At 40.1% G+C, this 24,724-nt stretch carries 21 protein-coding genes; 15 read left to right on the forward strand and 6 right to left on the reverse strand.

What is annotated here, in order from left to right; genetic code table 11:
- The first annotated feature begins 142 nt into the window (after positions 1-142).
- Positions 143-418, forward strand: coding sequence for an HU family DNA-binding protein (locus tag P8O70_21665; protein MDG2199450.1), 276 nt, complete (start codon positions 143-145; stop codon positions 416-418).
- A gap of 88 nt (positions 419-506) precedes the next feature.
- Here P8O70_21665 and P8O70_21670 read toward each other — a convergent pair whose 3' ends face one another.
- Complete coding sequence (locus P8O70_21670) at positions 507-2,897, reverse strand: PBP1A family penicillin-binding protein (protein MDG2199451.1); 2,391 nt, start codon at positions 2,895-2,897, stop codon at positions 507-509.
- Positions 2,894-3,226: a hypothetical protein gene (locus P8O70_21675; GenBank protein ID MDG2199452.1), complete on the reverse strand. Its 333-nt coding sequence runs from the start codon at positions 3,224-3,226 to the stop codon at positions 2,894-2,896. The genes P8O70_21670 and P8O70_21675 overlap by 4 nt, the downstream gene beginning before the upstream one ends.
- Positions 3,227-3,428: 202 nt before the next feature.
- Here P8O70_21675 and P8O70_21680 point away from each other — a divergent pair, with 202 nt between their 5' ends.
- The 5 genes from P8O70_21680 to rsmG all read left to right on the forward strand — a co-directional run bounded on the left by P8O70_21680 (position 3,429) and on the right by rsmG (position 8,062).
- Positions 3,429-3,881, forward strand: a complete 453-nt coding sequence (locus tag P8O70_21680; GenBank protein ID MDG2199453.1) for a hypothetical protein — start codon at positions 3,429-3,431, stop codon at positions 3,879-3,881.
- A gap of 7 nt (positions 3,882-3,888) precedes the next feature.
- Positions 3,889-4,635 (forward strand): YdcF family protein, encoded by a 747-nt coding sequence (locus tag P8O70_21685; GenBank protein MDG2199454.1) that lies wholly within the window; start codon positions 3,889-3,891, stop codon positions 4,633-4,635.
- Between the two features lie 9 nt (positions 4,636-4,644).
- Positions 4,645-5,076 (forward strand): SprT-like domain-containing protein, encoded by a 432-nt coding sequence (locus P8O70_21690; GenBank protein ID MDG2199455.1) that lies wholly within the window; start codon positions 4,645-4,647, stop codon positions 5,074-5,076.
- A 913-nt stretch (positions 5,077-5,989) separates the two neighbouring features.
- Positions 5,990-7,381, forward strand: coding sequence for a dihydrolipoyl dehydrogenase (locus P8O70_21695; protein ID MDG2199456.1), 1,392 nt, complete (start codon positions 5,990-5,992; stop codon positions 7,379-7,381).
- 3 nt (positions 7,382-7,384) lie between these two features.
- Positions 7,385-8,062 (forward strand): 16S rRNA (guanine(527)-N(7))-methyltransferase RsmG, encoded by a 678-nt coding sequence (gene rsmG / locus P8O70_21700; GenBank protein MDG2199457.1) that lies wholly within the window; start codon positions 7,385-7,387, stop codon positions 8,060-8,062.
- Positions 8,063-8,066: 4 nt separating this feature from the next.
- Here rsmG and P8O70_21705 read toward each other — a convergent pair whose 3' ends face one another.
- From P8O70_21705 to P8O70_21715, 3 genes are all read right to left on the reverse strand, one after another.
- A complete protein-coding gene (locus P8O70_21705; protein ID MDG2199458.1) occupies positions 8,067-9,263 on the reverse strand; it encodes a PilZ domain-containing protein in 1,197 nt (398 codons plus the stop codon).
- Between the two features lie 93 nt (positions 9,264-9,356).
- Positions 9,357-11,438 (reverse strand): thioredoxin domain-containing protein, encoded by a 2,082-nt coding sequence (locus P8O70_21710; GenBank protein MDG2199459.1) that lies wholly within the window; start codon positions 11,436-11,438, stop codon positions 9,357-9,359.
- A gap of 146 nt (positions 11,439-11,584) precedes the next feature.
- Entirely contained in the window at positions 11,585-12,400 is an 816-nt protein-coding gene (locus tag P8O70_21715) for a hypothetical protein (protein MDG2199460.1), read from the reverse strand.
- Between the two features lie 83 nt (positions 12,401-12,483).
- On the opposite strand from P8O70_21715, the gene P8O70_21720 reads away from it, so the two are divergent.
- Both P8O70_21720 and P8O70_21725 read left to right on the forward strand, forming a co-directional pair.
- The gene (locus tag P8O70_21720; protein ID MDG2199461.1) at positions 12,484-13,041 is read left to right on the forward strand and encodes an RsmD family RNA methyltransferase; all 558 of its coding nucleotides are present in this window, start codon (positions 12,484-12,486) and stop codon (positions 13,039-13,041) included.
- Positions 13,041-14,354, forward strand: a complete 1,314-nt coding sequence (locus P8O70_21725; protein ID MDG2199462.1) for an anti-phage deoxyguanosine triphosphatase — start codon at positions 13,041-13,043, stop codon at positions 14,352-14,354. The genes P8O70_21720 and P8O70_21725 overlap by 1 nt, the downstream gene beginning before the upstream one ends.
- Before the next feature lie 51 nt (positions 14,355-14,405).
- Here P8O70_21725 and P8O70_21730 read toward each other — a convergent pair whose 3' ends face one another.
- Positions 14,406-14,600, reverse strand: a complete 195-nt coding sequence (locus P8O70_21730; protein ID MDG2199463.1) for a cold shock domain-containing protein — start codon at positions 14,598-14,600, stop codon at positions 14,406-14,408.
- 323 nt (positions 14,601-14,923) lie between these two features.
- Here P8O70_21730 and P8O70_21735 point away from each other — a divergent pair, with 323 nt between their 5' ends.
- The 7 genes from P8O70_21735 to P8O70_21765 all read left to right on the forward strand — a co-directional run.
- Positions 14,924-16,876, forward strand: a complete 1,953-nt coding sequence (locus tag P8O70_21735; GenBank protein MDG2199464.1) for a hypothetical protein — start codon at positions 14,924-14,926, stop codon at positions 16,874-16,876.
- 29 nt (positions 16,877-16,905) lie between these two features.
- Positions 16,906-18,888: an excinuclease ABC subunit UvrB gene (gene uvrB / locus P8O70_21740; GenBank protein MDG2199465.1), complete on the forward strand. Its 1,983-nt coding sequence runs from the start codon at positions 16,906-16,908 to the stop codon at positions 18,886-18,888.
- 182 nt (positions 18,889-19,070) lie between these two features.
- A complete protein-coding gene (locus P8O70_21745; protein ID MDG2199466.1) occupies positions 19,071-20,807 on the forward strand; it encodes an LTA synthase family protein in 1,737 nt (578 codons plus the stop codon).
- Between the two features lie 43 nt (positions 20,808-20,850).
- Positions 20,851-21,927: a trypsin-like peptidase domain-containing protein gene (locus P8O70_21750; GenBank protein ID MDG2199467.1), complete on the forward strand. Its 1,077-nt coding sequence runs from the start codon at positions 20,851-20,853 to the stop codon at positions 21,925-21,927.
- A 106-nt stretch (positions 21,928-22,033) separates the two neighbouring features.
- Positions 22,034-22,840, forward strand: coding sequence for a metallophosphoesterase (locus P8O70_21755; protein MDG2199468.1), 807 nt, complete (start codon positions 22,034-22,036; stop codon positions 22,838-22,840).
- Positions 22,841-23,437: 597 nt separating this feature from the next.
- Positions 23,438-23,935, forward strand: a complete 498-nt coding sequence (locus P8O70_21760; protein MDG2199469.1) for a hypothetical protein — start codon at positions 23,438-23,440, stop codon at positions 23,933-23,935.
- A 19-nt stretch (positions 23,936-23,954) separates the two neighbouring features.
- A partial coding sequence (locus tag P8O70_21765; GenBank protein ID MDG2199470.1) for a 1,4-dihydroxy-2-naphthoate polyprenyltransferase occupies positions 23,955-24,724 on the forward strand: 770 nt, incomplete at its 3' end.

Consider the following 24,724-nt stretch of genomic DNA (forward strand, 5'->3'; position numbering starts at 1 on the left):
TTGGATTTTACTTTTTCAAAAATGCTAAGATAAATAAGGACAATCATCCTAGGGGGCATCTGATTTGCAATCACATAAATCCTTGTTCAGATAGCAGTCATAGGGACTGTTTGACTCCTCAACGCCACGATAGGATATCAAGATGACTAAATCGGATTTGATCGATAAGATTGCAGAAAAAGCTGGACGTTCTAAATCAGATGCTGAGCAATTTTTGAATGCTACTCTTTCAACAATTCAGGATACTTTGAGTTCAGGTGAGTCAATTCCACTGGTGGGCTTTGGGACTTTCTCTGTTGCATCACGCGCAGCAAGAACTGGAAAAAATCCCCAGACTGGAGCGGCTATTCAAATTCCTGCTTCCAAGACAGTGAAATTCAAAGTTGGTAGCAAGCTCAAAGATGCAGTAAATAAGTAATCTGCATTGAGGAGGATCCCTTTCGAACTGGGATCCTTCATTGCCAACCAGCATTGGTCAAGAGCTCCTGCCTGACAAGCCCTTCCGCTCACAACTCCAATTCGTTTTCCGCCTCAGATGCAGCGAGACGTTGCTGTGAATCACAAAGATTATGAATTAAATTGTCCGTTGCAGGTTCTGTCCCAACCCGATAGTGCTCATAAAATGTTTGCTCTGGTGGGTCACAGGGCGCTGCCCGTCTTCCTGATTCGTGAACTTTAACAGTTATTACCCCAGGAGGTTGAGAAAATTGTTCTGTAGCAAGATTTGCGACTGCATTCTTCATAAAGTCAACCCAGATCGGCGCGGCCGCTCGAGAACCGGTCTCAGTACCTCCCATTGATTTAGGGTTGTCATATCCTACATACACCCCTGCCAACAATTGAGGGATGAATCCAATGTACCAAGCATCTTTACTATCGTTCGTGGTTCCAGTTTTGCCTGCTGAAGGTCTGCCAATAGCTTTTGCTCGAACTCCAGTTCCATGATCAACGACATCTCTCATGGCATCAGTTGTCAAGAATGCGGTTTCCTCTGATATTATTTTTTCAGTGGGATTAACATTTTCTTCTAAAATGTTGCCGTGGATATCCTTGATTTTGGTTACAAATATTGGATCTACTCTTTGACCCTGATTAGCGAAAACACCATAGGTTTTGACCATCTCCTCTAAAGTTACAGAAAAAGATCCAAGACCAATGGTGAGGTTCTTGTCCATACTTGCTGAGATTCCCAATTTCCTAGAGTAGTCAATCAGACGCTGCGGGCCCAAGTCTTCTACCAGACCAATTGTGGGTAAATTTAAACTTTTGACTAACGCACTTCTGAGGGTGACACTCCCCTCTAGTTTATTACCATAATTCCTGGGTTTCCAAATCTCTCTCTCTCCAAAAATTCGGTTATCAGTTTTGTATGCCCTTGGAGAGTCAACAAGTCTACTGTTCAGTGTATAGCCGGAATCAAGGGCTGCAGCGTAGACAATTGGTTTGAAAGCTGAGCCAGGTTGCCTAACGGCTTGGGTACTGCGATTAAATTCACTCGCGGTGTAATCATAACCACCTGACATCGCGTACACGTGGCCGTTGCTAGGATTCAGAGCGATGATTCCACCGTTCACTTTTGGTACTTGATGGAGTTTTAAACGAAACAATCCCTCCGAACTAGCATAATCTTGAAGTTCCACCTCAATCACATCTCCAACAGCGAGCATGTCGCTCATAGATTGAACCCATACATAGTTTTGTGTTTCAGATTGCCATGTTCGTTGCCATTCATTCAGATGTTCCCATTCAAGCAACCCAAATTGCTCTCCGCGTAGTTGAATTTGAGCAATTTCTCTTTTTGTATCCACCTTTCTAACAACACCACGGACGACTGTCCCTATTGAAAGTGGAACGTCGCCCATGTGTTCAGCTATTTCAGATTGGGCTAGTTGACCATATTCTTGAGGCAGGATTGATTTGATTGGGCCTTGATAGCCTTGTCGGTGGGTTAGATCTTCGAGACCACGTCTCAATGCCTCTTGGGCATATAACTGGTAGTCGAGATCCATTGCCAAATAAACCCTCAAACCGCCTGTATATAGAGTATCATATCCATATTTTTCAATTAAATATCTGCGAACATGTTCAACGTAGTGCGCTGTTGCATCTGAGGTAGAATCACTTATTCTCGAAAGACTTAATGGTTCTGCTTGCGCTTCAATCATCTCTTCATGACTGATGAAACGCTCTTCAGCCATTCTTGATAAAACTTGATTTCTACGTTGTATTGCGAGTTCTGGATTTTTATTGGGATTGTAGCGAGAGGGTGCTGGAAGAAGGCCAACCAATAGTGCGCTTTCGGAAAGTGTCAGTTCTTCGGTATGCTTGCCAAAGTAACCCTGTGTTGAAGCTTCCACTCCTTCTGCATTTCCAAAAAAGACTTTGTTCAAATACAAGGTAATGATTTGCTGTTTGTCAAACTGACTTTCCATTTTTAGCGAAAGCAGAATTTCTCTAATTTTTCTGACAAGCTTTTTTTCTTGGGTCAGAAGAAAAAGACGCGATGTTTGCTGGGTTAGGGTACTGGCTCCTTGGACAAATTCCCCTGCTTCAAAATTAATGATTGCTGCCTTCAGCATCCGGATTGGATCAATACCAAAATGGGAGAAATATCGTGAGTCTTCGCTCGCCAACAATGCTTGGATCAAATACGGAGGGAACGAGTCATAAGGAATTACAACTCTTCGCTGCAGAAAAAGTTCCCCAATTTGCTGGCCATCACGATCAAATAGAACCGTAGGTAAGACGTCATTTCTTTTATCCAATTCAATATCTATATTCTCTGGAAGACCTTGGCTGAGATGCCAAAGATATGAGCCAATAGCAATTCCTGCTACCAGACTCAATACTAGTCCACTGTAAAAAAACCACTTGAGGGTCTTTAGAAAAATACTCATTGATCAGGAGAATTGGATTGGTCTTTAGCAGCAGTGCCGCCAATATTTTGCTCACTGGACTGAATTGCTTGATTAATTAGGGGTTCCATTTTTTTAGCAAACTTTGAATAAGCATTATCAGCAAATAAGTGGGAAATGACTTCAGATGATTTCAAAAGATTACCTGGTATCTTAACCATTAGAAGTCCCTTCTTCAATAATTTAGCTTCTTCTAAAGAAATTATTCCGAAAACATTGTGATCATGGGTCTCAATGGAAAGTTCTTCATTGAAAAGGGTATCAGAAGAATAGTGGATTGGCTTGATTCTAAAATCACATTTTTCGGGCATCCCAATTTCTTTCAAGGATTTGTATCGAAATTGCTGACCGAATCGAACGCCATCAAAAGTGAGGTGCTCGATGGGAGTATTGTAGTCAAGAAAAACTTGAACCTCTTGGCCAGAAATCTTGTTGATGACCTTACTTTCTTTGGGTGGCTTCTTAAAAAAGCCTCGTCGACGTAATCTCAGTAACCAATAGATCAAGCCGACAATGACAATCAAAATTGAAAGATTAAGCATCCATCTAGGGAAGTTAAAAGCTACTGATATTAATGAATTTGTTTTTCAAGAAAGAATCACAAAATTTGTGCAGAATCCGTTCCGTGCATTATTTATCCGTAAAGTAATCCTAGTCATTCTGTTTGGATTGATCTTCCCACGGTTTGGGTTGTTTGTAACAGAGGCCAAGGCGCAAATGGGGGGTAATTATTCTCAACCAGCATGCCAGGAATTTTTGGAACCAACAAATCCTGCTGAACTGAAACTATTAAGGGAATGTGCAAAACAACAGCGTGACGCTAGAGTTATAGGGAGAAAAGAGGAAATAAGAGTGCTTAGGACGGCTTCGGCGTCATTCCTGAGCGAATCACTGGGAGGGCCTTCTGGAGAGATAATGCCAGTTGCTACCCCTAATGATGGTAATGCTGAAGCATCCAGTCAGTGATTAAGGTATGAATCAGCAACTCAGGAGCGTACTTGAAGAAGTTATCTTTGGACCACTTTTTTTCTCCATTATTATCTTCATTCCCTACATCATTTTAAGAAGGCATAACAAAATCTTAGATCCAAGGTGGTGGGGACTCACGATGCCACTATTGTTGCTAATATTTAGTAGTGATTTGTTTTATCAAGTCTTCTCAGCACCCTTAAAATGGATTACGCCTGTAAGTGAGAAAAAAAAAGCTGAGGCTATTATTGTTGCTTCAGCAGGTGTGCATCCTTCAGGGGCACCAACCCATTCTTCAGCAATCAGGGCTCATACAGCAGGTCTCCTCTATTTGGAAAATTGGGCTCCAGAGATTGTTGTGGCGGGTGGAGTCATGGAGCCATATGATCCACCCCTAGAGATCAAAGGCATAAGGCTTATTTTGAGAGGTATGGGTATTCCTGACGAGGCGATTTTGGTAGAAACAAAATCTAAAAACACACATGAGAATGGATTTGCAATATCTGAAATTCTCGCTGAAAAAAATAAAAATCGTGTTTTGGTTGTTTCACACGATTACCATCTTTTTCGCCTTGTATCCGTTCTTCGAAAATACAACCTAGAAGTTATTCCTTTCAAAGCAAATCGTACGTACCCCCATGAACCAAGTGATTGGTGGCATCAATTCGACTGGGAAAATTTCAATAGATTGAAAACCGTAGCTCATGAATACGTTGGAATTATAATTTACAAACTTACAAATAAAATTTAGGTAATGGAATTGAGTGATGTCCAGCTGTTGGCAGATCGTCTGCTAATTGCGCATGAGTTATTTGAAAAGGGATGGCGATTTAGTTTTGACAGAGCAAAAAGAAGAGCCGGTTCCTGCAAATTTTCAAAGAAAGCAATTACTTTAGCAAAAGCATATGCTGAACAAGAAGACTTAAAGGAAATAAAGAATACAATTCTTCATGAAATAGCACACGCTTTAGTTGGGCCAAAACATGGTCACAACGATATTTGGAAGCAGAAAGCATTAGAAATTGGCTGCGATGCCGAACGCTGTCATTATGTTTTTTTTTCAAAGCCAAGATATAAATTGACTTGTAGCAACAGGTGCTTTGAGGTTGCTAGATATCGATTAAATCAAAATTTTTTGCAGTCAAGAATTTGTTCTAAATGTAAAGGGAAAATACTAATTATTGATTTTTAAATTAGAATTACAAGTGGTTAGAATTAACAAAAGATTCACTAATTTTCCTGAACGGAAGCTCACTCTTTTATTTTTTTTATTTTCATTAATGATTTTTCTGTTGGTACATCAAATTTGGTGGTGACTGTTAGAATGCGAAATTAATTTTTTAGAGAAGGAAATAGTAAGCAATCAGTCAAAACTTAAGAATTTCCCATCCCAAGAATTTTCTGAACTATTGATGCTTTATGATAAAAACCCTGAACCTCCACAAGTGTTGCAGTCACTTCAGGCCTCTATCAACGCTTTCAAAATTTGGAATTGTTTCAATTAATGGAGATCATTCGATTTTAATTGAGAACCAAGATTCGTATGAATATGTTGAATTAGGGAGCACTTGGAGCGATTGGCTTTTTGATTCATGTGAAGAATCACTGGCTTTGTTTTCGACCGGAGATCAACTAAAAAGGTTAAGTTTGGGCCAGGCTTCGATAGATGTCAAAAGTAGCAAAACATTGGCAAAATGAACTCTGAGGCAGATACCGCACCAATTCTTTCGCCGAATCATTAGATAAAGTAAAATGAATGAAATCCAAATTCCAATAACTAATGAAAGAGCAAGAATTCTATAAAACAGCACTGGTTCCTTTAAAAGAAATAGGCTCAGACAAAAAATTGAGAGAAAATAGATACCTCCAATAATTGGTAAAAGAGAATTTTTCTGCAGATTCAGTGAAATGCTCACAGAACTTTGTAACCCTATCAAGCTTCCCCCCCAAACAATCCACACTAAACTTTCTAATTCAATTTCTGGCATTTCAAAGGCAATAGATATAGACTAATTAAAGAATAGATAATGACAGATCGATTAATCTATCTGTTTAGAGGTATCTGTCAAAATTTGATTTGCCGCCAAGAGGTTTTGGATTCCCTTATGATAAACATGAATGTAGATGTAGCCATCATAGGTACAGGTACAGCAGGGATGACTGCATATCGAGCAGTCCGAAAACATACTAACAAGATAGCATTGATTGAAGGGAATAAATATGGAACTACCTGTGCGAGAGTAGGTTGTATGCCCAGCAAGCTTTTAATTGCTGCTGCAGAAGCATCCCACTCAATTCAGAAAAGCTCCAAGTTTGGTGTATATACCAGTGAACCACCCATCATAAATGGTAAAGAGGTAATGCAGCGTGTTCGTGACGAACGTGATCGATTTGTCGGTTTTGTTTTGGGATCAGTCGGAGAGTTTGAAGCTGAGCACAAGATTTGGGGCATGGCTAAATTTGTTGACGATAATACTTTGGCTGTTGATGAAAAGTTAATTCATGCTGAAAACTTTGTAATTGCGACGGGTTCTTCTCCAAAAATTATGCCGCAATTTTTTGGCTTGGGAGACAGGCTGATTGTAAATGATGATGTTTTTGAATGGATTGAGCTTCCCAAATCAGTCGCTGTTTTTGGTTCTGGTGTAATCGGACTGGAATTGGGCCAAGCTCTTCACCGCTTAGGAGTGAAGGTTAAAGTTTTTGGACGTCCCGGTAGAATAAGACCCATTACAGATCCTGAAATTGTTTTTTACGCAAAGAAAACATTTCAAAGTGAATTTTATCTGGATTCAGACTCAACTATTGAAAAGATCTGGCGAGATAATAATGAAGTAGTTGTTCAGTATCTTATCGATGGCGAGCAAAATATTGAAAGATTTGAATATTTATTGGCTGCTACAGGACGAAAACCAAATATCGAAAATCTAGATTTATCTAGAACTTCATTGCAATTGGATTCCAATGGTGTTCCTGTTTTTGACCGTTTGACAATGCAGTGTGGGAAAAGCCATATTTTCATTGCTGGAGACATTAATAACGATCTCACCTTGCTGCATGAGGCAGCAGATGAAGGAAAAATTGCAGGTGAAAATGCTGCAACCTTCCCTCACGTGACTCGTGGAGTTCGTCGGTCTATGTTGAGTGTCGTTTTTACTGAACCCCAAATAGCAGTATTAGGGGAAACTTGGGAGGATCTACACAATTCCAAGACATTTATTACAGGCAGAGTGTCCTTTGAAGGTCAGGGCCGCAGTAGAGTTATGTTAAAGAACAAAGGACTAATGCATGTCTACGCTGATCCTCTTACAAAAAGACTTCTTGGTGCTGAAATTTTTGGACCTGATGCCGAGCACCTAGGCCATTTGTTGGCGTGGTCACACCAGCAAGCCATGACGATTCCACAAATTCTTGAAATGCCGTTTTACCATCCTGTAGTGGAAGAGGGACTCAGAACAGCTCTTCGTGACGCTGATTCTCAACTAAAGAATAATTAGCTTTTGATAAATCATATCAATCCTAAAGCAACATTTGTTCGAGAGATTCTTGAGCAAAATGATTTATTCATCACTGAGGATCAGTGGCAGTGCTTAGAAACTTGGGTCGATCGTTTGATTGAGATCAATAGTAGAATTAATTTGATTTCACGCAAGCAAACCGAAGTAGTTTGGTTACATCATATTCTTCACTCAATTAGCCCACTCATTTTAATTGATTTTCCAACAGATATTGATCTCTGTGATTTTGGTACAGGCGGAGGATTACCGGGGATTCCCCTAGCTATTTTGAGGCCTGATTGGCAAGTTTTTTTGTTGGATTCTCGTAAAAAAAAGATTTCAGCCATCAAGGAAACCACAGATGGATTAGGTTGTGTTAATTTACATTTTATTGTGGGACGTGGGGAGGAAGTTGGTCTTGATCCAATGTACAATAATAGATTTCAATGGCTAACTGCGAGAGCAGTATCAGCTATTGGGAACCTCGAAAGATGGACGAGAGATTTGCGCAATAAAGAAGCTACTTTAATCGCATTTAAAGGTGGTGATTTGGAAAATGAAGAAGTTGCCCCCGCTCAACTTCCAAATGTTGATAGATTAGTTGAACACCCAATTAAATTAAATGGATATTTTGATTTTTACTTTGACAAAAAGAAATTAGTTGAAATTAAATTCAGTTAATCAACTATTCTGGTAAAAAAGTATTAAGTTTTTCTTTATGATACATATCACGATTTTGATAAATTTCTTTAACCTTTGCTCTAACTTGGGTCAAAATCTTTGCAGTTTGACTTCCTTTTTCTGGTTTGTTGGATGTATCAAAATTATCAATAAATTTCATGTATTTTCCAAGTGTGTCGATATCACCAAAATAAACTGAAATTGCTACTAGTAGCTGCGCCCCCATCAATCCTTGAATTTCGTTAAGCGTTTCGAAATTGTCATCTAAAATTAGCTTGGCTTCCTGCATTAAATCTTCAGATTTTTCCCTAGTAAACTCAGCATTTTTCCCAAGATTTGACATACATAATTGGGCATGCCTTGCTTTGATCATTGCATCAAGTCTTACGAAAACTCCATTCTCTGAGTTGATCTCACGCAAAATCTTGAATCCAAGAGCAGCAAGTTCATAGCTTAGATTAGCCTGTTCAATATTTCTTGAATCTCCATCAATACCCTCTTTATTTTGATTGTATTTGGCAGATAATTCAGATTTTTCTGAATTCCACTTCTCAAAGAACTTATAAACATCAAATGATGGTTCGTCTTCTTGACTAAATTTGAAGAACTCATCCCCAGGAGCTGTGAAATTGCAATTTGGGCAAATAGTCAAATAAAGAAAATTATAGTCAATTGGATCTTTTCCATCAACAGGTTCACCAAAGGTAGGAATGCCAAAAATATTGTTCTTTATATGCAATGCCTTACTTCTAAGCGAATATTGCTGAACTTTCTCTTGTCCACAAACAAAACATTCAACGTAATGTCCTAGAAGTGAGGAGTTTTGGCAGACCAATTTTTCAACAGTATTGCTCTGATCGTTCTCAAGAAGGTGATTAATTCCATGGTTTTCTCCTGGCCTTGAACTGAATTGTAGACCAAGAATAAAGTATCCGTGCTGTTTGCTGGGCTTTGCCCAGCGAACAACAACACTGCCAATTGGATCACAAACGGTGTATTCTCCTTTTTTCGAAGAGGATGGAATATAAATTTCGAGCAAAACTTTTGAAAAAATATTGACAGGTCGTTTGCACCTTATCCGGCAACCTCCTTCCGAAAGATCAAGACCAACTACATTCTCGATGTGATTGTGAACATGTAGACGAGCAGGAAACACAATTCTGCGGCGTTCGTGGACTCGGATTTCTGACATATCGGACATGATCGCCTTTGCTTTGAGAGTTTTCTGGTAGTGTTTTAGTTGATGATAATAGTTTGCAAATAATTGTACTTCCAGTCGAAATCTTGTGGGTTATCAATTAATCAAAATTTGTGTAATAAGATTTTTTAATGAGGGGAGATCATAAACTGGAGCATGGCATAATTGCCCTTGACACACATGAATCAATAACCGCTCATCTGAAGATGCTCTACCCGCTGCAATAGGAATTTGTTGGCTAACAGGATCTGAATCATCAGAAGGAATAAATGCCACGACAACCTCGGGAAGAAAAGCCTGTCTCAACCATTGGAGAACCTCCCTTGTTTCTGATTTTGATTCATCACCGGAAACAACTATCTCAATACCACCTTTTCGAGCCCATATCAGGGCGCTCAACATAGCTGAAAAATTTACGCCTGCTTGGTGTAGATGTGGTGAAAAACTATGAAGGATTCTCTCTGCATCGCTTAGAAGCCCTGAGCCCATTCCGAAACTAGCTAATTTTAGAAAAAGCAATGCTGTTGAAGTATTGCCTGAAGGTTCGACTCCATCGTGTCCATCGGCTTTCCTGACTAGAACTTTTTCTGCATCAAATCCCGTTTCATAGTAAGCCCCATCATGATTTAAGAAGAGTCGATTGATTTCATGAGCCCAGTGATGAGCCTTTAATATATATTGAGGCTCATAATTCCAAGCGTAGATATCCAGACACGCTAAGCCGAGTTGCGCGTAATCACTTAGATAAGCTGGAAATTTTGCGTCCCCATCTCTGTAGCGGCGTAACAGGCGCCCTTCATGATTAATGAGATTTTCTTCAATGAAAGCCAAGGCTTTGGTTGCTGTTATGCCATATCCATCATGGTCCAAAATTCTTGCAGATTGAGCAAATGAACTAATCATTAAAGCATTCCAAGAGACTAAGACTTTGTCATCTTTTAAAGGGCGAATTCTTTGAGATCGGACATCCAGTAATTTGCTGCGTGCAGCTTTGATGATCGATTGCCATTCATATACATCCAGCCCCAGTTGTTCACTGAACTTGTTTGAAGGTTGGGAAACATTGAGAATATTTTTTCCTTCAAAGTTTCCCTCAATTGTCACATTCCAATAATTTGCAAGGGAATCATAATTGTCCTTTTGGACAGTATCTTTGAATTCGTCTGCGGACCACAAATAGAACAGCCCCTCATGGCCCTCGCTGTCGGCATCTTCTGCAGAACAGAAGCCTCCACCTTCAGCTAACATGTCTCGATTAATGTAATGAAAAATATCTTCAGCTATTTCTCTGTAAAATGGATTTCTGGTCACTTGGTAGCATTCCAAAGCGATTTGAGCGAATAGTGCGTTGTCGTAAAGCATTTTTTCGAAGTGAGGTATAAGCCAGCGATAATCTGTGCTGTAACGACAGAGGCCACCGCCCACCTGGTCATAAATTCCACCATTTCGCATCCTTTCCAATGTCAGTTCAACCATGTATAGATCAGAAGGATTTCCAGTTCTCAGGTGATACCTCAACAGCAGTTGCAGACCCATGCTTGGTGGAAATTTATTAGGCCTTTGGAGAGCAAATCCGCCATCCTCATGATCAAAAACCTGCCTATACGCTTGTACGGTTTTTTCAACACAATCCCATTGTGGTAATGGTTCATCCAAAGGTTGAGGTGCTGGCGCCCTTCTTAAGTGGGAGGTTAGTTGTTCTGCTGTGTCATTAATTTTATCTTTTCCCTCCTGCCAATAGAATTGGAGAATTTCCAAAACTTGACGAAAGCTTTGGCGCCCATACATGGGCTTGGGAGGAAAATATGTTCCACCAGTAAATGGCCTACCATCAGGGGTGGCAAAAATATTCAAGGGCCAACCCCCTTGTTCACCAAGTGCATGCAGAGCATCCATGAAAACCTGATCAATATCTGGTCGCTCTTCTCTGTCAACCTTTATCGCAACAAAATTTCTATTCAAATAATCAGCTGTTTCTATGTCTTCAAAGGATTCCCTTTCCATCACATGACACCAATGGCAGGTTGCGTAACCAATACTGACTAGAATGAGTTTTTGTTCTGTCTGCGCTTTGTCAAAGGCTTCTTGTGACCAAGGAAACCAATCTACAGGATTATGAGCGTGCTGAAGCAGGTATGGGCTCTTCTGATTAATTAGTCGATTAGTATTAGATGACAATATGGACCTTTAATATGAAAGTTAGCTCAATTTATTCAAAATTTATAATTGGTTCAAAATATAAATTAGTACTAATTATTAGTAATCTAAACTAATTAAAAATTTTAAAAAGATTTAAATCAGTTAAAATTTTAATTCACTAAAAATTAAATTGGCTTAAGCCAAGAAAGCAAATCTCTAAGAAGATTTGATTGATCTTTTGGAGAGAGTTCTTCCCAATTGAAAATTGGTTTATCCCAATTATTCGCTCTCTGAACATTAGCAGTTTCAGGTCTTTTTTTCTTCCAAGCATTAATTATCCTTTTCCAATGTCTCTTACGGCGTGCCCAACGGGAATTTCCTTCTGGTGGTTCTAGCAAACCAATTGAATAGAAAGCCTTTTCAAGATCGAGAGACTGGTAAATGGGATTACCCCACCATGAGGAAGACTCAGGGAAATACTGGTTTTCTCCAATTATCCAACCAGAAATTAAATTCTTGGAAACAGGATGCAGACAAGGAGCCAGCAATATGATCTCTGATTGGTCTGATACTTTTAATTTACTGATATCAATTATCCAAACATAATTGTCTGTATCATTCATTTGTTTTAAAAGAGAATGGCAACTTTGAATCCAAGATTGCCTACTAGGGTAATAGGTCCATGTGTCCAACACAATCTTACCCTCCACTAAACATCTTTGACACCAGTTTGTACTACCTTTGTTGGCCGGAATACTTCTGTAATGAAAATTCTCAAATAAAGAGATTTCTCGAAAGCCTTGATTCCATACAATTTCAAATGCTTGTTTTGTAAAATCAATTTCATTCTCCTTTTTATCATTAGGAAACTTTTTAGATTTGGTTAAATTTTCAATTATCGCTGTTTTTATTTTGTCAGCAAGCTTCTGCTGGACTGAATCTTTAAAGATAACTTTTTGCAATGAATTAATTAACCAATCAGAGAAATGAATTGAATTCATAATTAGAAATTTCTGTATAATGAGTAATTTGATCTGATATAACTTTTGGTGACAAAGTTACCAAAAAAATTATTTCATAATTAATGATTAAAATTAGTTCAGGAAATCTTAAAGGGACAAAAATTCTTGTACCAGAAGGCCAAATGGTGCGTCCGAGTTCTAGTCGGACCCGGGCAGCTGTTTTTAATACACTTCAGCACAGGGTTGATCTGCATGAGTTTTTGATTTGGGATGCCTATGCTGGAAGTGGCTCACTTGGTTTGGAGGCATTTAGTCGAGGCGCAAGGCCAATAGTTTTTACTGAAAACAACGATTCTAATTTTAAAATATTGATAAAAAATTTGGAAAAATGTGTTCTTTCTGAAAAATGTGCTCATCGAATGAGTGCTTTGCAGTGGCTTGATTCTTCAATCGAACCAGCAAAGATAATGGTGTTTTTGGACCCACCATATCAATCAGATGAGTTAAGCAAAATCATTCCAAAGCTTGCCCTATCCAAAATTATGTTGACCGGGAGTTTGGTCATTGCTGAAACAGATTCCAAGATTATGCTGAACTGGCCAAGCCAATTTGAGGCATTCTTTTCAAGAAACTACGGTCGCAGCAAAATTGAGATTGCAGAAAAGCTGGAGATGGCTTGATGAATAATTCAGTTTGGGAAGAAAGGCGCTCTGGAAGGTCTTTGAATCGTAAAGACGATCCACGCACCCCGTTTGAGCGAGACCGAGCCAGAGTAATTCACTCTGCCGCCTTTCGTAGATTGCAGTCTAAAACCCAGATTCTTGGAACTACTGAAGGTGATTTTCACAGAACAAGGCTAACACATTCTATGGAGGTTGCTCAAATCAGTAGAGGGTTGCTTTTGGTTATCGAAAGGAATCAACCTGACGTCCAAGAATGGTTACCATCTTCTGCTTTGCTTGAAACGATTTGCCTCTCACATGATATGGGACATCCTCCATTTGGTCATGGTGGTGAGGTTGCTCTCAATTCAATCCTACACAATCACGGTGGTTTTGAGGCAAATGGGCAAACTCTTCGTCAGTTGACAAAACTCGAAGCACATACCCCAGAGTATGGTCTTGATCTTACAAGGAGATCATTACTGGGTGTGATTAAGTATCCGGTTTTTTATGAGGAAGTCTGTAAATCCACTTGGCCCAAAGAGAATTCCACAACACCAAGATATACTTGGCTACCGCCAAAATGTATTTTTGAGACCGAAAAAGAAATTTTAGATTGGTTGCTAAGGCCGTTCAATTCGTCAGATAGAAATATTTTCCGAGAATATCTTCCGCCCAATGAAAGTGAACACGGTTCTTCTAAATACCTTTCTTTGGATACGTCGTTGATGGAATTGGCAGACGATATTGCCTATGGAGTACATGATCTTGAAGACGCAATTGCTCTAAAATTAATAACCAGAGAGCACTGGCAGGAAGTTGAAGAAAATTGTGATTCTAAATGGTGGGAAGCTCAAAATATTGGGCACCTAGAGAATCAACTTTTCTCAAGCTTCGATGCAAGCAGTTCATTGAGGAAACAAGCAATAGGAGGAATTGTACATTTACTGGTCAGTTCTGTGGAAATTGTGAAGCACAAGAAATTTGATAATCCTATGCTGGATCTCAATGCGAAGCTTCCGATAGAATCGTCGAGATTTATTTCCCTCTTGAAAGATGTCGTATTTAGACATGTAATTCAATCAAACAGTGTCCAACTATCGACTTACCGTGGACATCATATTGTCAGAAAACTATTTGAAATTTTTCTGCAAGAGGGGTCATCAATCCTTCCAGATCTGTTTAAGAGAAAGTTTACTATCTCCTCATCGGAAAAAGAGTCTGCAAGGATTGTCGGTGACTATATTGCTGGAATGACAGATTCCTTTGCTAGCAGAACATATGAAAAGCTTTTTGAACCCGGCAAAGGTTCTGTGTTTGACAGAAATTGAATTTATTAAAGGAGGAGCAACGATGCTCTGTTGTCCCTCCATGTTGCTTCTTCAGATCGTCCGAACATTCACAGCACATGGCCCCTTACGGCCCTCGCCAATTTCAAATTCAACAATGTCCCCTTCTTTAAGGTACTTGCCTTGAACCTGAGAAAAATGAACAAACAGATCTTCACCTGACTCTTGAGCAATGAACCCATAACCCTTACGTTCATTGAACCACTTGACACGTCCTTGTTGTTGCATGGTTGGCCTCTACTCGGTGATGAAGAATTCACCCCAACTTTTGAGGTAGGCCAAGGGTATCTTTTTTAAACCAGTAAGCAAGCCTTCAGTTTTGATGGAAAATATAAAATTTAATTAAAACAGTTATTTGAGTAATCAAATTATGCATGACAAATATTAGATGCAAATAATTTCACAAATTTTTATCATGATCAGTACTAATTTAGTGATCTAGAAGATATAATTTCATTCTTGCATGGAATATGCGTTTCAAATCAAACTTTTGATGTTAGAGAAAAGAAAACTTTACATAAAATCATGTACTGAACCTGGATTAAAGTAGAATGTCACAACAACAATTTAAATTTAAAGAACGTCTTCGTTATCGGCTGGATAACTTCTTTTCCAAAGGTGGGACTGCAGTATTCCTAGCATTGCTCTTCTTATTTTTCATCGCCTTTGTCGTCATGGGATCTCTACGACTACTAGCTTTTGTGCTATTCCCAGATGAAAATATTGAAGAGATGGGATTTTTGCTTTGGCATGCTTTCTTCCAAATCATTGACTCGGGGTCTCTTGCAGAGTTAGATGCGCAATCTAATCTTGCTGGGAAATTGGTTGCGATAGCGACCATTTTCATGGGACTGGTGTTGTTTTCTAGCATGGTTGCTTTCATAACTCAGCAATTTGAAATGCGACTATCCATTCTTAGAAAGGGTAAGAGCAAAGTTCTTGAGAAAAACCATACAATCATTTTAGGGTTTGATATTCGCTGTCTGGAAATCATCAAAGAATTAATTGAAGCAAATGCATCTGAAAAAGATGCAGTAGTAGTTGTGATGGCTGACCGTGAAAAGGAAGAGATGGATGACTATTTTCACGAACACCTTCCAGACACACAAACCACTCGCATAATTTGCAGAACTGGTTTGGCCTCATCGCCCCAGGCTTTGAGAAAAATAGGAGTGGATAAAGGTAGATCCGTAATCTTGACAAATCCCTCCCCTCAGGTCGCAACCAACACCGTGAAAATGCAGGGGGATTACCAGATTTTGAAAGCCATCATGGCAATTTCTTCGGTGACTGGTGAGGAGAAGATGCCCCCAGTCATTGCAAAATTGTTTTTTGAGCGGAATCGAGACCTGGCTCGGGGAATAGCACCAGGAAAGGTGGTTGTACTTGATGAGGATCTCATCCTTGCAAAAATCCTCGTACAGACTTCACGAATTCCAGGCTTGTCACTAGTCTATTCACAGTTGGTTGGCTTCGTTGGTGACGAAATTTATTTCTCCACGATTCCTGAATTTATTTGTGGGAAAACTTTTGGTGAAATGCAGTTTCACTTTCAGAGAAGTGTCCCTATCGGACTCAGGCGATCTGATCTGATCATGCTTAATCCAAAGCCTGAAACTGTCTTGGAAGAGGGGGATGATGCTATCGTAATTGCTGAGGATGACTCAACAATTCACTTTTTTGAACAACCAGTTGTGGAGCCAACAGAACTCTCTTATTCTGAAAATAAAGTTCTCCCAAAGATTGAAAAGTATCTGATTTTCGGATGGAACAGGAAGCTACCAATATTGGTTGACGAATACAGCGGTTACATACACGATGGCTCAGTGATCGATATAATTGTGCCGCGGAAATCGGATGCTATGGAGAGAATTTTTCAGCAACTTTCCATTAAGCACCCAAAGGTTAGGATGACTTTGCAGCAAGTCAATCCTTCAATGTCCAACTTCCCAGGTCGACTCTATCCCCACCGTTACGACAACGTAATAATCATGGCTGGAGAGAATGGCACTACTGAGGAAATTGATTCTGAAACAATTTCCATGCTACTGAAGTTCCGTCACTTTTTTAGAGAAGTTAGAAACAAAGGTGAGGAAGTTCATACTCAACTAATCACCGAAGTAATGGATTCAGCTAATGCCCAGATTATTCAGCAATCCGGGGTTAAAGATTTTCTGGTGAGCAATCAATTTGTTTCCAAGATGATGGCTCAGATCTCTGAAGACCCGGATGTTAATTTTGTTTATGAAGACCTTTTTAGTGAAGACGGCAGCGAGACTTATCTAAAACCTGCATGGCTATATTTTGATAATTTACCGGCAGAATTATCTTTTGCAGATATAATGCTTGCTGCACAGAAAAGAAATGAGGTATCTTTCGGTTTGAAAATCAAATCCGAAGAATATGAACCAAAATTCGGTATTCACATAATTCCTAAGAAGGATGAAGTTTTCAATCTTGAAGAGGGAGATATGCTAATTGTCCTTGCAGAGGATGAATACTAATCCTCGATTGACTCATTCCCCACACCCTCATGTCGGAAGTCTTCCAGATTCAGGCTGATTACCACCCCACAGGTGATCAGCCGAAAGCCATTGAATTCCTCAGCAATAATCTTGATTCAAAAGTTAGAGATCAGATTTTACTAGGAATCACTGGGTCTGGGAAGACTTTTACGATGGCCAGCATTATATCAAGGTTACAGCGGCCCGCCTTAGTTCTAGCTCACAATAAAACTCTTGCAGCGCAGCTTTACAACGAATTTCAACAATTTTTTCCAGAAAATGCTGTCGAATACTTCGTGAGCTTCTACGATTACTATCAACCTGAAGCCTATGTCCCCCAAAGAGATTTGTTTATTGAAAAGGACACTGCGCTCAACGATGAATTAGACCGACTACGTCTTTCTGCTACCCGCTCCATACTTGAAAGAAAAGATGTTGTCATTGTCAGCAGTGTCTCATGCATCTATGGATTGGGAGATCCTGAAGAGTATGGACAAATGTTGCTCTATTTGCGTCAAGGTGATCGTTACAGGAGAGGGCAACTCTTAGAAAGATTGGTGGAAATTCGCTATGAACGTAACGATTATGATTTTCATCGAGGAACATTCCGGGTTCGCGGTGATGTAATCGAGATTTATATGGCAGAAGCGGAATATGCCGTGCGCGTTGAACTTTGGGGGGATGAAATTGAAAATATTAGTAAATTTGAACCACTTACGGGAAAGAGAATGGCGGGTCTTCGTCATTTTGTAATCTACCCGGCTTCGCACTACGTTACAGGTTCAGATACGATCCCAACCACAATCGATATGATCCGAGAAGAGCTTCAAGAACGATTGGAAGAGCTACATTCCCAGGGAAAATTGGTTGAATATCATCGCCTGAAGCAAAGAACGGAACATGATATTGAAATGATTGAGGAAACAGGATTTTGTCAAGGAATAGAAAACTATAGCCGCATCATACAGCGCAGGCCTCCTGGATCTGCCCCGACTACATTGCTCGATTATCTTCCAGAAAACGCAATTATCTTTGTAGATGAGAGCCATGTCAGCCTTCCTCAAGTTAGAGGGATGTACATGGGTGATAGAAGTCGCAAAACCACATTGGTTGAGCATGGATTTCGACTGCCATCCGCAATTGACAATCGTCCTCTTACTTTCGAGGAATTCGAAAAAATAGACCTACCCTTCATCTACGTTTCGGCTACTCCAGGTGATTATGAATTGCAGAAAGCTGGACCGCAAGTGGCTGAACTAGTTATTCGTCCAACTGGACTGGTAGACCCACCGATTGAAATAAGGCCTGTCATTGGCCAAGTCGATGACATGTTGGAAGAAATTCGTATTCGTGTTGAGAAAGAAGAAAGAGTTTTGATTACAACCCTGACAAAGCGAATGGCGGAAGATCTAACAGATTATTATAAAGATCTTGGTGTGAGGGTAGTCTATATGCACTCAGGTGTTGATGCCGTGGAACGGACCCAAATTCTGCATGATCTTAGAATGGGGAAATACGATGTTTTAGTGGGAATCAACTTACTTCGCGAAGGACTTGATCTGCCGGAGGTTTCTCTTGTTGGAATTTTCGATGCTGACAAAGAGGGGTTTCTTCGGTCTACACGTTCACTGATTCAGACTTGTGGTCGAGCAGCGAGAAATGTCCATGGGCAAGTACTGATGTACGCGGACCGAATTACAAGATCGATGCAAGAGACAATTGACATCACGGAAGCGCGGAGAACTAGACAAATAGCTTTTAATGAGAAAAACGATATTATTCCGAGAACAGTGAAACGTTTTGTAGCGCCCTCTTTACGAACCGAAATGGCGGAAGCAGAAGTCGTTGAAGAAGTCGCACCAGTTTATCAAAATCATAGTAAAATTGAGGATAAGATTAATGAACTGGAAGCGGATATGCGAACAGCTGCGAGTAATCTTGAATTTGAGTTTGCTGCAAAATTGCGGGACCAGATTCAAAAGTTAAAATTATCTATTGGTACAACCGATTGAGCATACTCAATCAATTTAAATGTCATAAAATAAAATTTCCAAAGTATCCCTCCCCACTTTGGACCTTCTTTACTGCTTCATTCTGCCTTCCATCATTAATTCGCACCTCAATTCTTTTCGAACAAACTGAGTTCCATCCCAGAATACTAAAGACTTTTTCGTTAGGTCTCGGCTATGACCTGATGAATGCGGCATTGATAGCTCTTGTAGTCGGGCTATTACCTTTAACGAATCGTTTGTTCAAAATTATCAGTATTTTGCTCTTTTTTGGGTTAGCAGTCTTTTCCTTCGTTAATTATCAATACTTACTTCAATTCGGCTCACATCTTCCTTTTCATACTCTTGAATATCTTCAGGCACCCCAACATTTCTCATCAACTGTTATTGCTGCGCTGCTTCACCCCAGTTTCATACTGATTGTCCTTTTTCCTATTACAGGTTTTGTCTTTATAGCCTTTCATTTCCACACAGACGCACAGTCATGTAAGCGAAAGTTACTCATTCGGATTTTAAGTCTGATTACTTTGTTTGTGATTGGTGGGAGCGCAGGCAGTTACAGTAATTCTTATGTTGGAAAAAATATTGATGATCCACTTACCACAGCGGCATTAAATTATTTTTTTTGGACTCAAGAGCGTGAGAAAAAAGTTGCTCTTAAGAAACCTACTGAAGCGTTGGAGTTGATTCAAACCGATTTACTAGGAAAGATGACAACAGATCCAATTTATAGTGAATATCCTCTTGTTCGAGTGCATGATGCTAAGGGTTGTTCAATTAATGCAACCAAACTAGCCACATTGCTTTGCTCGGATCTGTTCAAAAAACGCAACGTCATCTTGCTGTTGATGGAATCCTTCCGAGCAGCCGAAATTGGGGTCTATGGCAGTAAAATAGATTTAACTCCAAGATTTGATGAGTGGTCAAAGAAGGGAATTCTTTTCAAGAATTTTTACGCAAATGGCTTTCAAACTCGCCACGGTGAAATCTCAACATACTGCTCAGTGATACCAAACTATGGTGCTGCAGTTTTGAAACGCTATGCGAAAAACCAATTTCGCTGCTTGCCAGCGGTACTTCAGGAAAATGGTTATTCAACAATTTGGATTCACGCTGGTGATGCTAGTTTTGATGGACAAGCAACTTTTTTTCAAGAAAATGGCTTTGAAAAAATCATCGATAAATTTGATTTTCCGAGCGGCACAGAAGAGTTAGGTTGGGGGTATTCTGATGGAGCTCTCTTCCAAAAACTTCTGACTACACTGCCATCACTGAAAAAACCTTTTTTTGCTTCAGCCTTAACGATTACAAATCATCATCCATTTGAAGTTCCAACTGAATACGAATTAGGACTGGGGACTCAAGATCTCCATAATTATTATAACTCTATCCATTACATGGACTCAAAATTGGGAGAGTTTCTGTCACTGGCTGAAAAAGAGCCTTGGTTTGAAAATACGCTGATCATCATCACTTCAGACACCTCTAGCTTTCAGCCACCCCAATCAGAGCCCAAAGACTTTGGTGAATTTGTTTCGCTTCGTTCCAGGATTCCTTTGTTAATTCTGGGAGGGCCAATTAAGCAAAATGCTGAAATTAATGAGTTTGCAAGTCAGATAGACTTAGCTCCTACAATAATGGATTTACTGGGTTTGTCCTGGACCAGTCCATGGGTTGGAAAATCTTTGATTGCTAAACAAGATCTTCCGATTGCCTACACGAATAGACCCGGAAGCTACTGGGCGGTAATGAGTAAAGAAGGAAGTGTCTTTTCAGAGAATGATAATAAATTCCACGTGGATGATCTAATTGATCTTAAACTGGAAAATAGATTGAAATCTTTGGGAAGTTCTTGGTTAAGAGTGACAAGTTGGCTACTGCAAGAAGATCTTTATTGGCCAAAATTGGACAAGAATAATTAGATGGCTAGTCCAATAAAAATAACAAAGTCAAATAGATGAAATTATGTTTCAGAAATTATGCCTTTTCTTCATCAGTCTACTGCTAAGTTTTGATTTATCCTTAGCACGTCCAAAAATTTCTCTGGATGAACGAGAAAACATTCGGATCTATGAGGATACCAGCCCTGCTGTTGTCAACATCAGTTCTATTGCAGTAAATTATGATTTTTTCTATCGCCCGATGCCGTCAGAAGCAGGTTCTGGGACGGGCTTCTTTATCGACCGAGAAGGTCATATTGTCACCAATTATCATGTAATTGAAGGAGCCCAAGAATTAATTGTCACCATGCTCGATGAGAGTCGATGGGAAGCCGATATAGTTGGAGTGGATCCCAATAACGACTTAGCTGTGATTAAAGTCGAAATCCCCGATGAAAGGATTAAGACTTTATCAATGACCAATTCCAACGAAGTCTTCGTTGGCCAGAAAGTCTTGGCTTTAGGCAATCCTTTTGGCCTACAACACACTCTCACAACAGGAATTATTAGCGCTTTGGGCAGAACGATTGAGGCTCAGAATGGAAGAAAGATTGAGGGTGTTTTACAGACTGATGCAGCAATCAACCCAGGAAATTCGGGTGGGCCTTTGCTGAATAGTGAGGGGCTTGTTGTAGGAATCAACTCAGCAATCATTGGCTCAGCAGGAAGCGTGGGGATTGGTTTTGCTATACCTAGTAACACTGCCCGCAGAATCATCCCCGATTTGATTGAGCATGGGTACGTTCAACGACCGTGGTTAGGTGTTGAGCCAATACCTACTCGTTATTTGCGAAGAGCCGGGTTAAACGTCCCAGAAGGTTTATTGGTAGCTCGAGTTGTTGCGGGAACAGCTGCTGGAAATGCTGGTTTGCAGGGGGCTGACAGAGAAATCATTGTTGGTCGTTATCGAATTCCCTGGGGAGGAGATATCCTGACCAAACTGGATGGAGAATCCCTTAGTAATGTTGAAGATCTGGCGCGAATTATTGATGTTCGCCAACCAGGGGAAATCCTGAACATTACATTCGTGCGAGATAGTAAGACCTACCGAACCAAAGTTAAGTTAACCAAACGTCCTCGCCCCTCTTTAACAAATCGATAGTTTTAATTAAATAAATAAAAATAGTAGTTTGTAAGAATGTGCATGCATTTTGAAGATAAATTAGAGATTCAAATGGAATTGATAACTCTTTCACTTCAATTGCTTTATGACACGCTTGCTTGTCATTGGCGACGTTCACGGTTGCCTTATCGAATTAGAAAACCTTCTATGGAAATTGCGATACCAAGTTCAACAGGACAGGTTAGTTTTTGTTGGTGATCTCCTGAATAAAGGCCCTTCAGGTGCCGAAACACTTTCATTCGTCAATGATCTCAAAGATGACGGCGGCGAAGTGATTTATGTGAGGGGGAATCATGATGAAAAATATCTGCAATTTTACCATCAATTTTCCAAAAGAATCCGAAACGGGGAAAAACCACCCCGCAGATTGTGTCAGGGATGGTTGGGGCCCGATGGTCAAAGCACCATTAGTAAATTGAAAAGTCGTGATTGGAGGCTCCTTTTAGAGACACCACTTTCTTTTCAAACAGGGAATCTAACTGTTTTACATGGAGGGCTGTCATCAAAAATTCACTGTAAGCCCAAGCATCTTTTGGATTCAAAGAGCTTTACATCTAAACGCAGAGCTGAAATCAAATCTTTGATGTATATTCGGAAATTGCATAAGGATGGTTCAGTCCCCAATCAGAATGAGACAAGAGGCTTGGTTCCTTGGCAAGATCTTTATGATGGCAGATTTGGCTGGGTTGTTTATGGCCATCAACCCACATCGCATGTCATGCACAGAGGACAAACTATCGGTATTGACACAGCTTGCTGCTATGGTAATCGGCTTACAGCGCTAGTTCAGGAGCCAGGTTCACAAATTCATTGGGAATCTGTATCAGCACGATCCTATTACGCGAATTGTCCTTCGTCCAAGCGTCTCAAGTATGCAGCCACCGCAGTTTGATCCTCATGACGACAAAACCTTCCAGAATTTAGAACATCCACTCTCAATTATAAAGCGCGACAAAAATTGGAAAAAATTACAGGATTGCTGGGAGCTTCAAATTGAAAAATGGATATCTCATAAAATCAAGGAAGAATCCCCTCTCAATAATTGGGAAAAGCTTGTTCTACTTGGAACTTGCATTGGGTTTCACCAAAGAAATCTGTATTGTAATGATCCATCACATCAATACATTTACCCAAAAGTTCTGATGGATGTGCAGAATCTTTTTCCAGAATTCACTCAGGAAGGATCAGATCCAAACCATCCAGATATCCTTAACCAGGTAATTGATTTTGGGATACAATGGGTCTATTACATGGACTGGGATTTGTATATGTCACAGGAGTTGTATTAAATAGCTAATGAACAGTCCTCAGTGACCAAAACTCTGTGAAACACCCCTTTTCATTCCTCTTTTTTCCCTGTTTTTTACTAATCATAATCAGCAAAATTGCTCTTGCTGAAGAATCTTACAGCCAGCATTATCCCGTTCAAATTACTACTACTTCGATTGGTGATGGCTTTTGGGCAGGATCATTCGTCAAGGAAGATCTTTTGTTGGGTTTACAATTCACCAACCACTCAACAAATCTTACCAGAGAAGAAATCTATGATCATAGTATTGGTCAGCAGAGTCAGGTTGTTCTCGTTTTTAATCGTTGGAACCCTACAAGGGAAAAGTCATTCTTTCTTCAGAGTGGCATTGCTCATCGAAAGCAGCATGAAGATACTGTCTTCAGGCGTGATCGCTATCAAGGAGACACCCTAGTTGCTTACGGCCGATTTGGAGGTGTCAAGGTTGTATGGCCGGAGTGGGCTTTTAATCTGGGCTTAGGTTGGCATTGGCACTCAGATCTTGGATTTAGCGGGGGTGTGGGTTACGGGCTGCTTTGGAGTGAGCGTCCAAAAATGACGATTGATTCCAATTATGATTGGTTTGTCACCGAAGCTGAGAATAAATACTTTCAAGCACAACAAGAACAAACTCGGGATAAACTAAACCGGCTTGCAATTTGGCCATTGTACTCAGCCAGTATTGGTTGGACATTTTAGACTGTAATGATGATTGAATGTGATTCACCTCAGTAATCTATGGATCCAAAGGTCAGCTTGGCTAATCGCAATAAGACCAAAAACTCTTGGAGCAGCGGTTGCCCCGGTCCTGATCGGTACTTCGATGGCCATTTCAGATGGATTGTTTCATCTGCTTTCGTGCCTCTTATGTTTGTTTGCCGCAGTCCTTATTCAAATTGGAACCAATTTTTCGAATGACTACTATGACTTTTTCAAAGGTGCGGATACTTCTGAACGTCTCGGACCCAAGCGAGTAACACAATCAGGACTGCTGGAACCTGATGCAGTGAAGCAGTTGTTTGTGATTGTTTTTGCAATGGCTGTGCTGTGTGGCTTTTTTCTGGTTCTCAGAGGTGGCTGGGCAATTTTACTGATTGGACTGCTCTCAATTACTTCGGGCATTCTTTATACGGGTGGACCCTTCCCTCTGGCGTATCATGGGTTAGGGGATATCTTTGTCATGCTTTTTTTTGGTCCAATCGCAGTATCAGGAACCTATTATGTTCAAGCACTTCAGTGGAGCGAATTGACAATTCTTGCCGGCTTCATTCCTGGATTGACCGCCACGGCGTTAATTGCGGTCAATAATCTTCGGGATGCTCCGACTGATGCGAAGGTTGTGAAGCGAACCCTTGCTGTGAGATTTGGAGAGAATTTTGTTCGGAGAGAGATTCATTTCACATTAATTTTGAGTTCAGCTATACCATTTCTCTTGGTTGCTAATCAACCAAGTCACTGGCCTGCTTTAATCAGTTTGTTGGCGTTGTG

Source organism: SAR324 cluster bacterium (assembly GCA_029245725.1).
Classification (GTDB): Bacteria; SAR324; SAR324; order SAR324; family NAC60-12; genus JCVI-SCAAA005.

Excerpts from the sequence above, each read along its gene's own strand:
- P8O70_21665 (MDG2199450.1), top strand. The coding sequence starts at position 143 with ATGACTAAATCGGATTTGATCGATAAGATTGCAGAAAAAGCTGGACGT.
- P8O70_21670 (MDG2199451.1), bottom strand. The coding sequence starts at position 2,897 with ATGAGTATTTTTCTAAAGACCCTCAAGTGGTTTTTTTACAGTGGACTA.
- P8O70_21675 (MDG2199452.1), bottom strand. The coding sequence starts at position 3,226 with ATGCCCGAAAAATGTGATTTTAGAATCAAGCCAATCCACTATTCTTCT.
- P8O70_21680 (MDG2199453.1), top strand. The coding sequence starts at position 3,429 with ATGACAATCAAAATTGAAAGATTAAGCATCCATCTAGGGAAGTTAAAA.
- P8O70_21685 (MDG2199454.1), top strand. The coding sequence starts at position 3,889 with ATGAATCAGCAACTCAGGAGCGTACTTGAAGAAGTTATCTTTGGACCA.
- P8O70_21695 (MDG2199456.1), top strand. The coding sequence starts at position 5,990 with ATGATAAACATGAATGTAGATGTAGCCATCATAGGTACAGGTACAGCA.
- P8O70_21705 (MDG2199458.1), bottom strand. The coding sequence starts at position 9,263 with ATGTCCGATATGTCAGAAATCCGAGTCCACGAACGCCGCAGAATTGTG.
- P8O70_21715 (MDG2199460.1), bottom strand. The coding sequence starts at position 12,400 with ATGAATTCAATTCATTTCTCTGATTGGTTAATTAATTCATTGCAAAAA.
- P8O70_21720 (MDG2199461.1), top strand. The coding sequence starts at position 12,484 with ATGATTAAAATTAGTTCAGGAAATCTTAAAGGGACAAAAATTCTTGTA.
- P8O70_21725 (MDG2199462.1), top strand. The coding sequence starts at position 13,041 with ATGAATAATTCAGTTTGGGAAGAAAGGCGCTCTGGAAGGTCTTTGAAT.
- P8O70_21730 (MDG2199463.1), bottom strand. The coding sequence starts at position 14,600 with ATGCAACAACAAGGACGTGTCAAGTGGTTCAATGAACGTAAGGGTTAT.
- P8O70_21735 (MDG2199464.1), top strand. The coding sequence starts at position 14,924 with ATGTCACAACAACAATTTAAATTTAAAGAACGTCTTCGTTATCGGCTG.
- uvrB (MDG2199465.1), top strand. The coding sequence starts at position 16,906 with ATGTCGGAAGTCTTCCAGATTCAGGCTGATTACCACCCCACAGGTGAT.
- P8O70_21745 (MDG2199466.1), top strand. The coding sequence starts at position 19,071 with ATGAATGCGGCATTGATAGCTCTTGTAGTCGGGCTATTACCTTTAACG.
- P8O70_21750 (MDG2199467.1), top strand. The coding sequence starts at position 20,851 with ATGTTTCAGAAATTATGCCTTTTCTTCATCAGTCTACTGCTAAGTTTT.
- P8O70_21755 (MDG2199468.1), top strand. The coding sequence starts at position 22,034 with ATGACACGCTTGCTTGTCATTGGCGACGTTCACGGTTGCCTTATCGAA.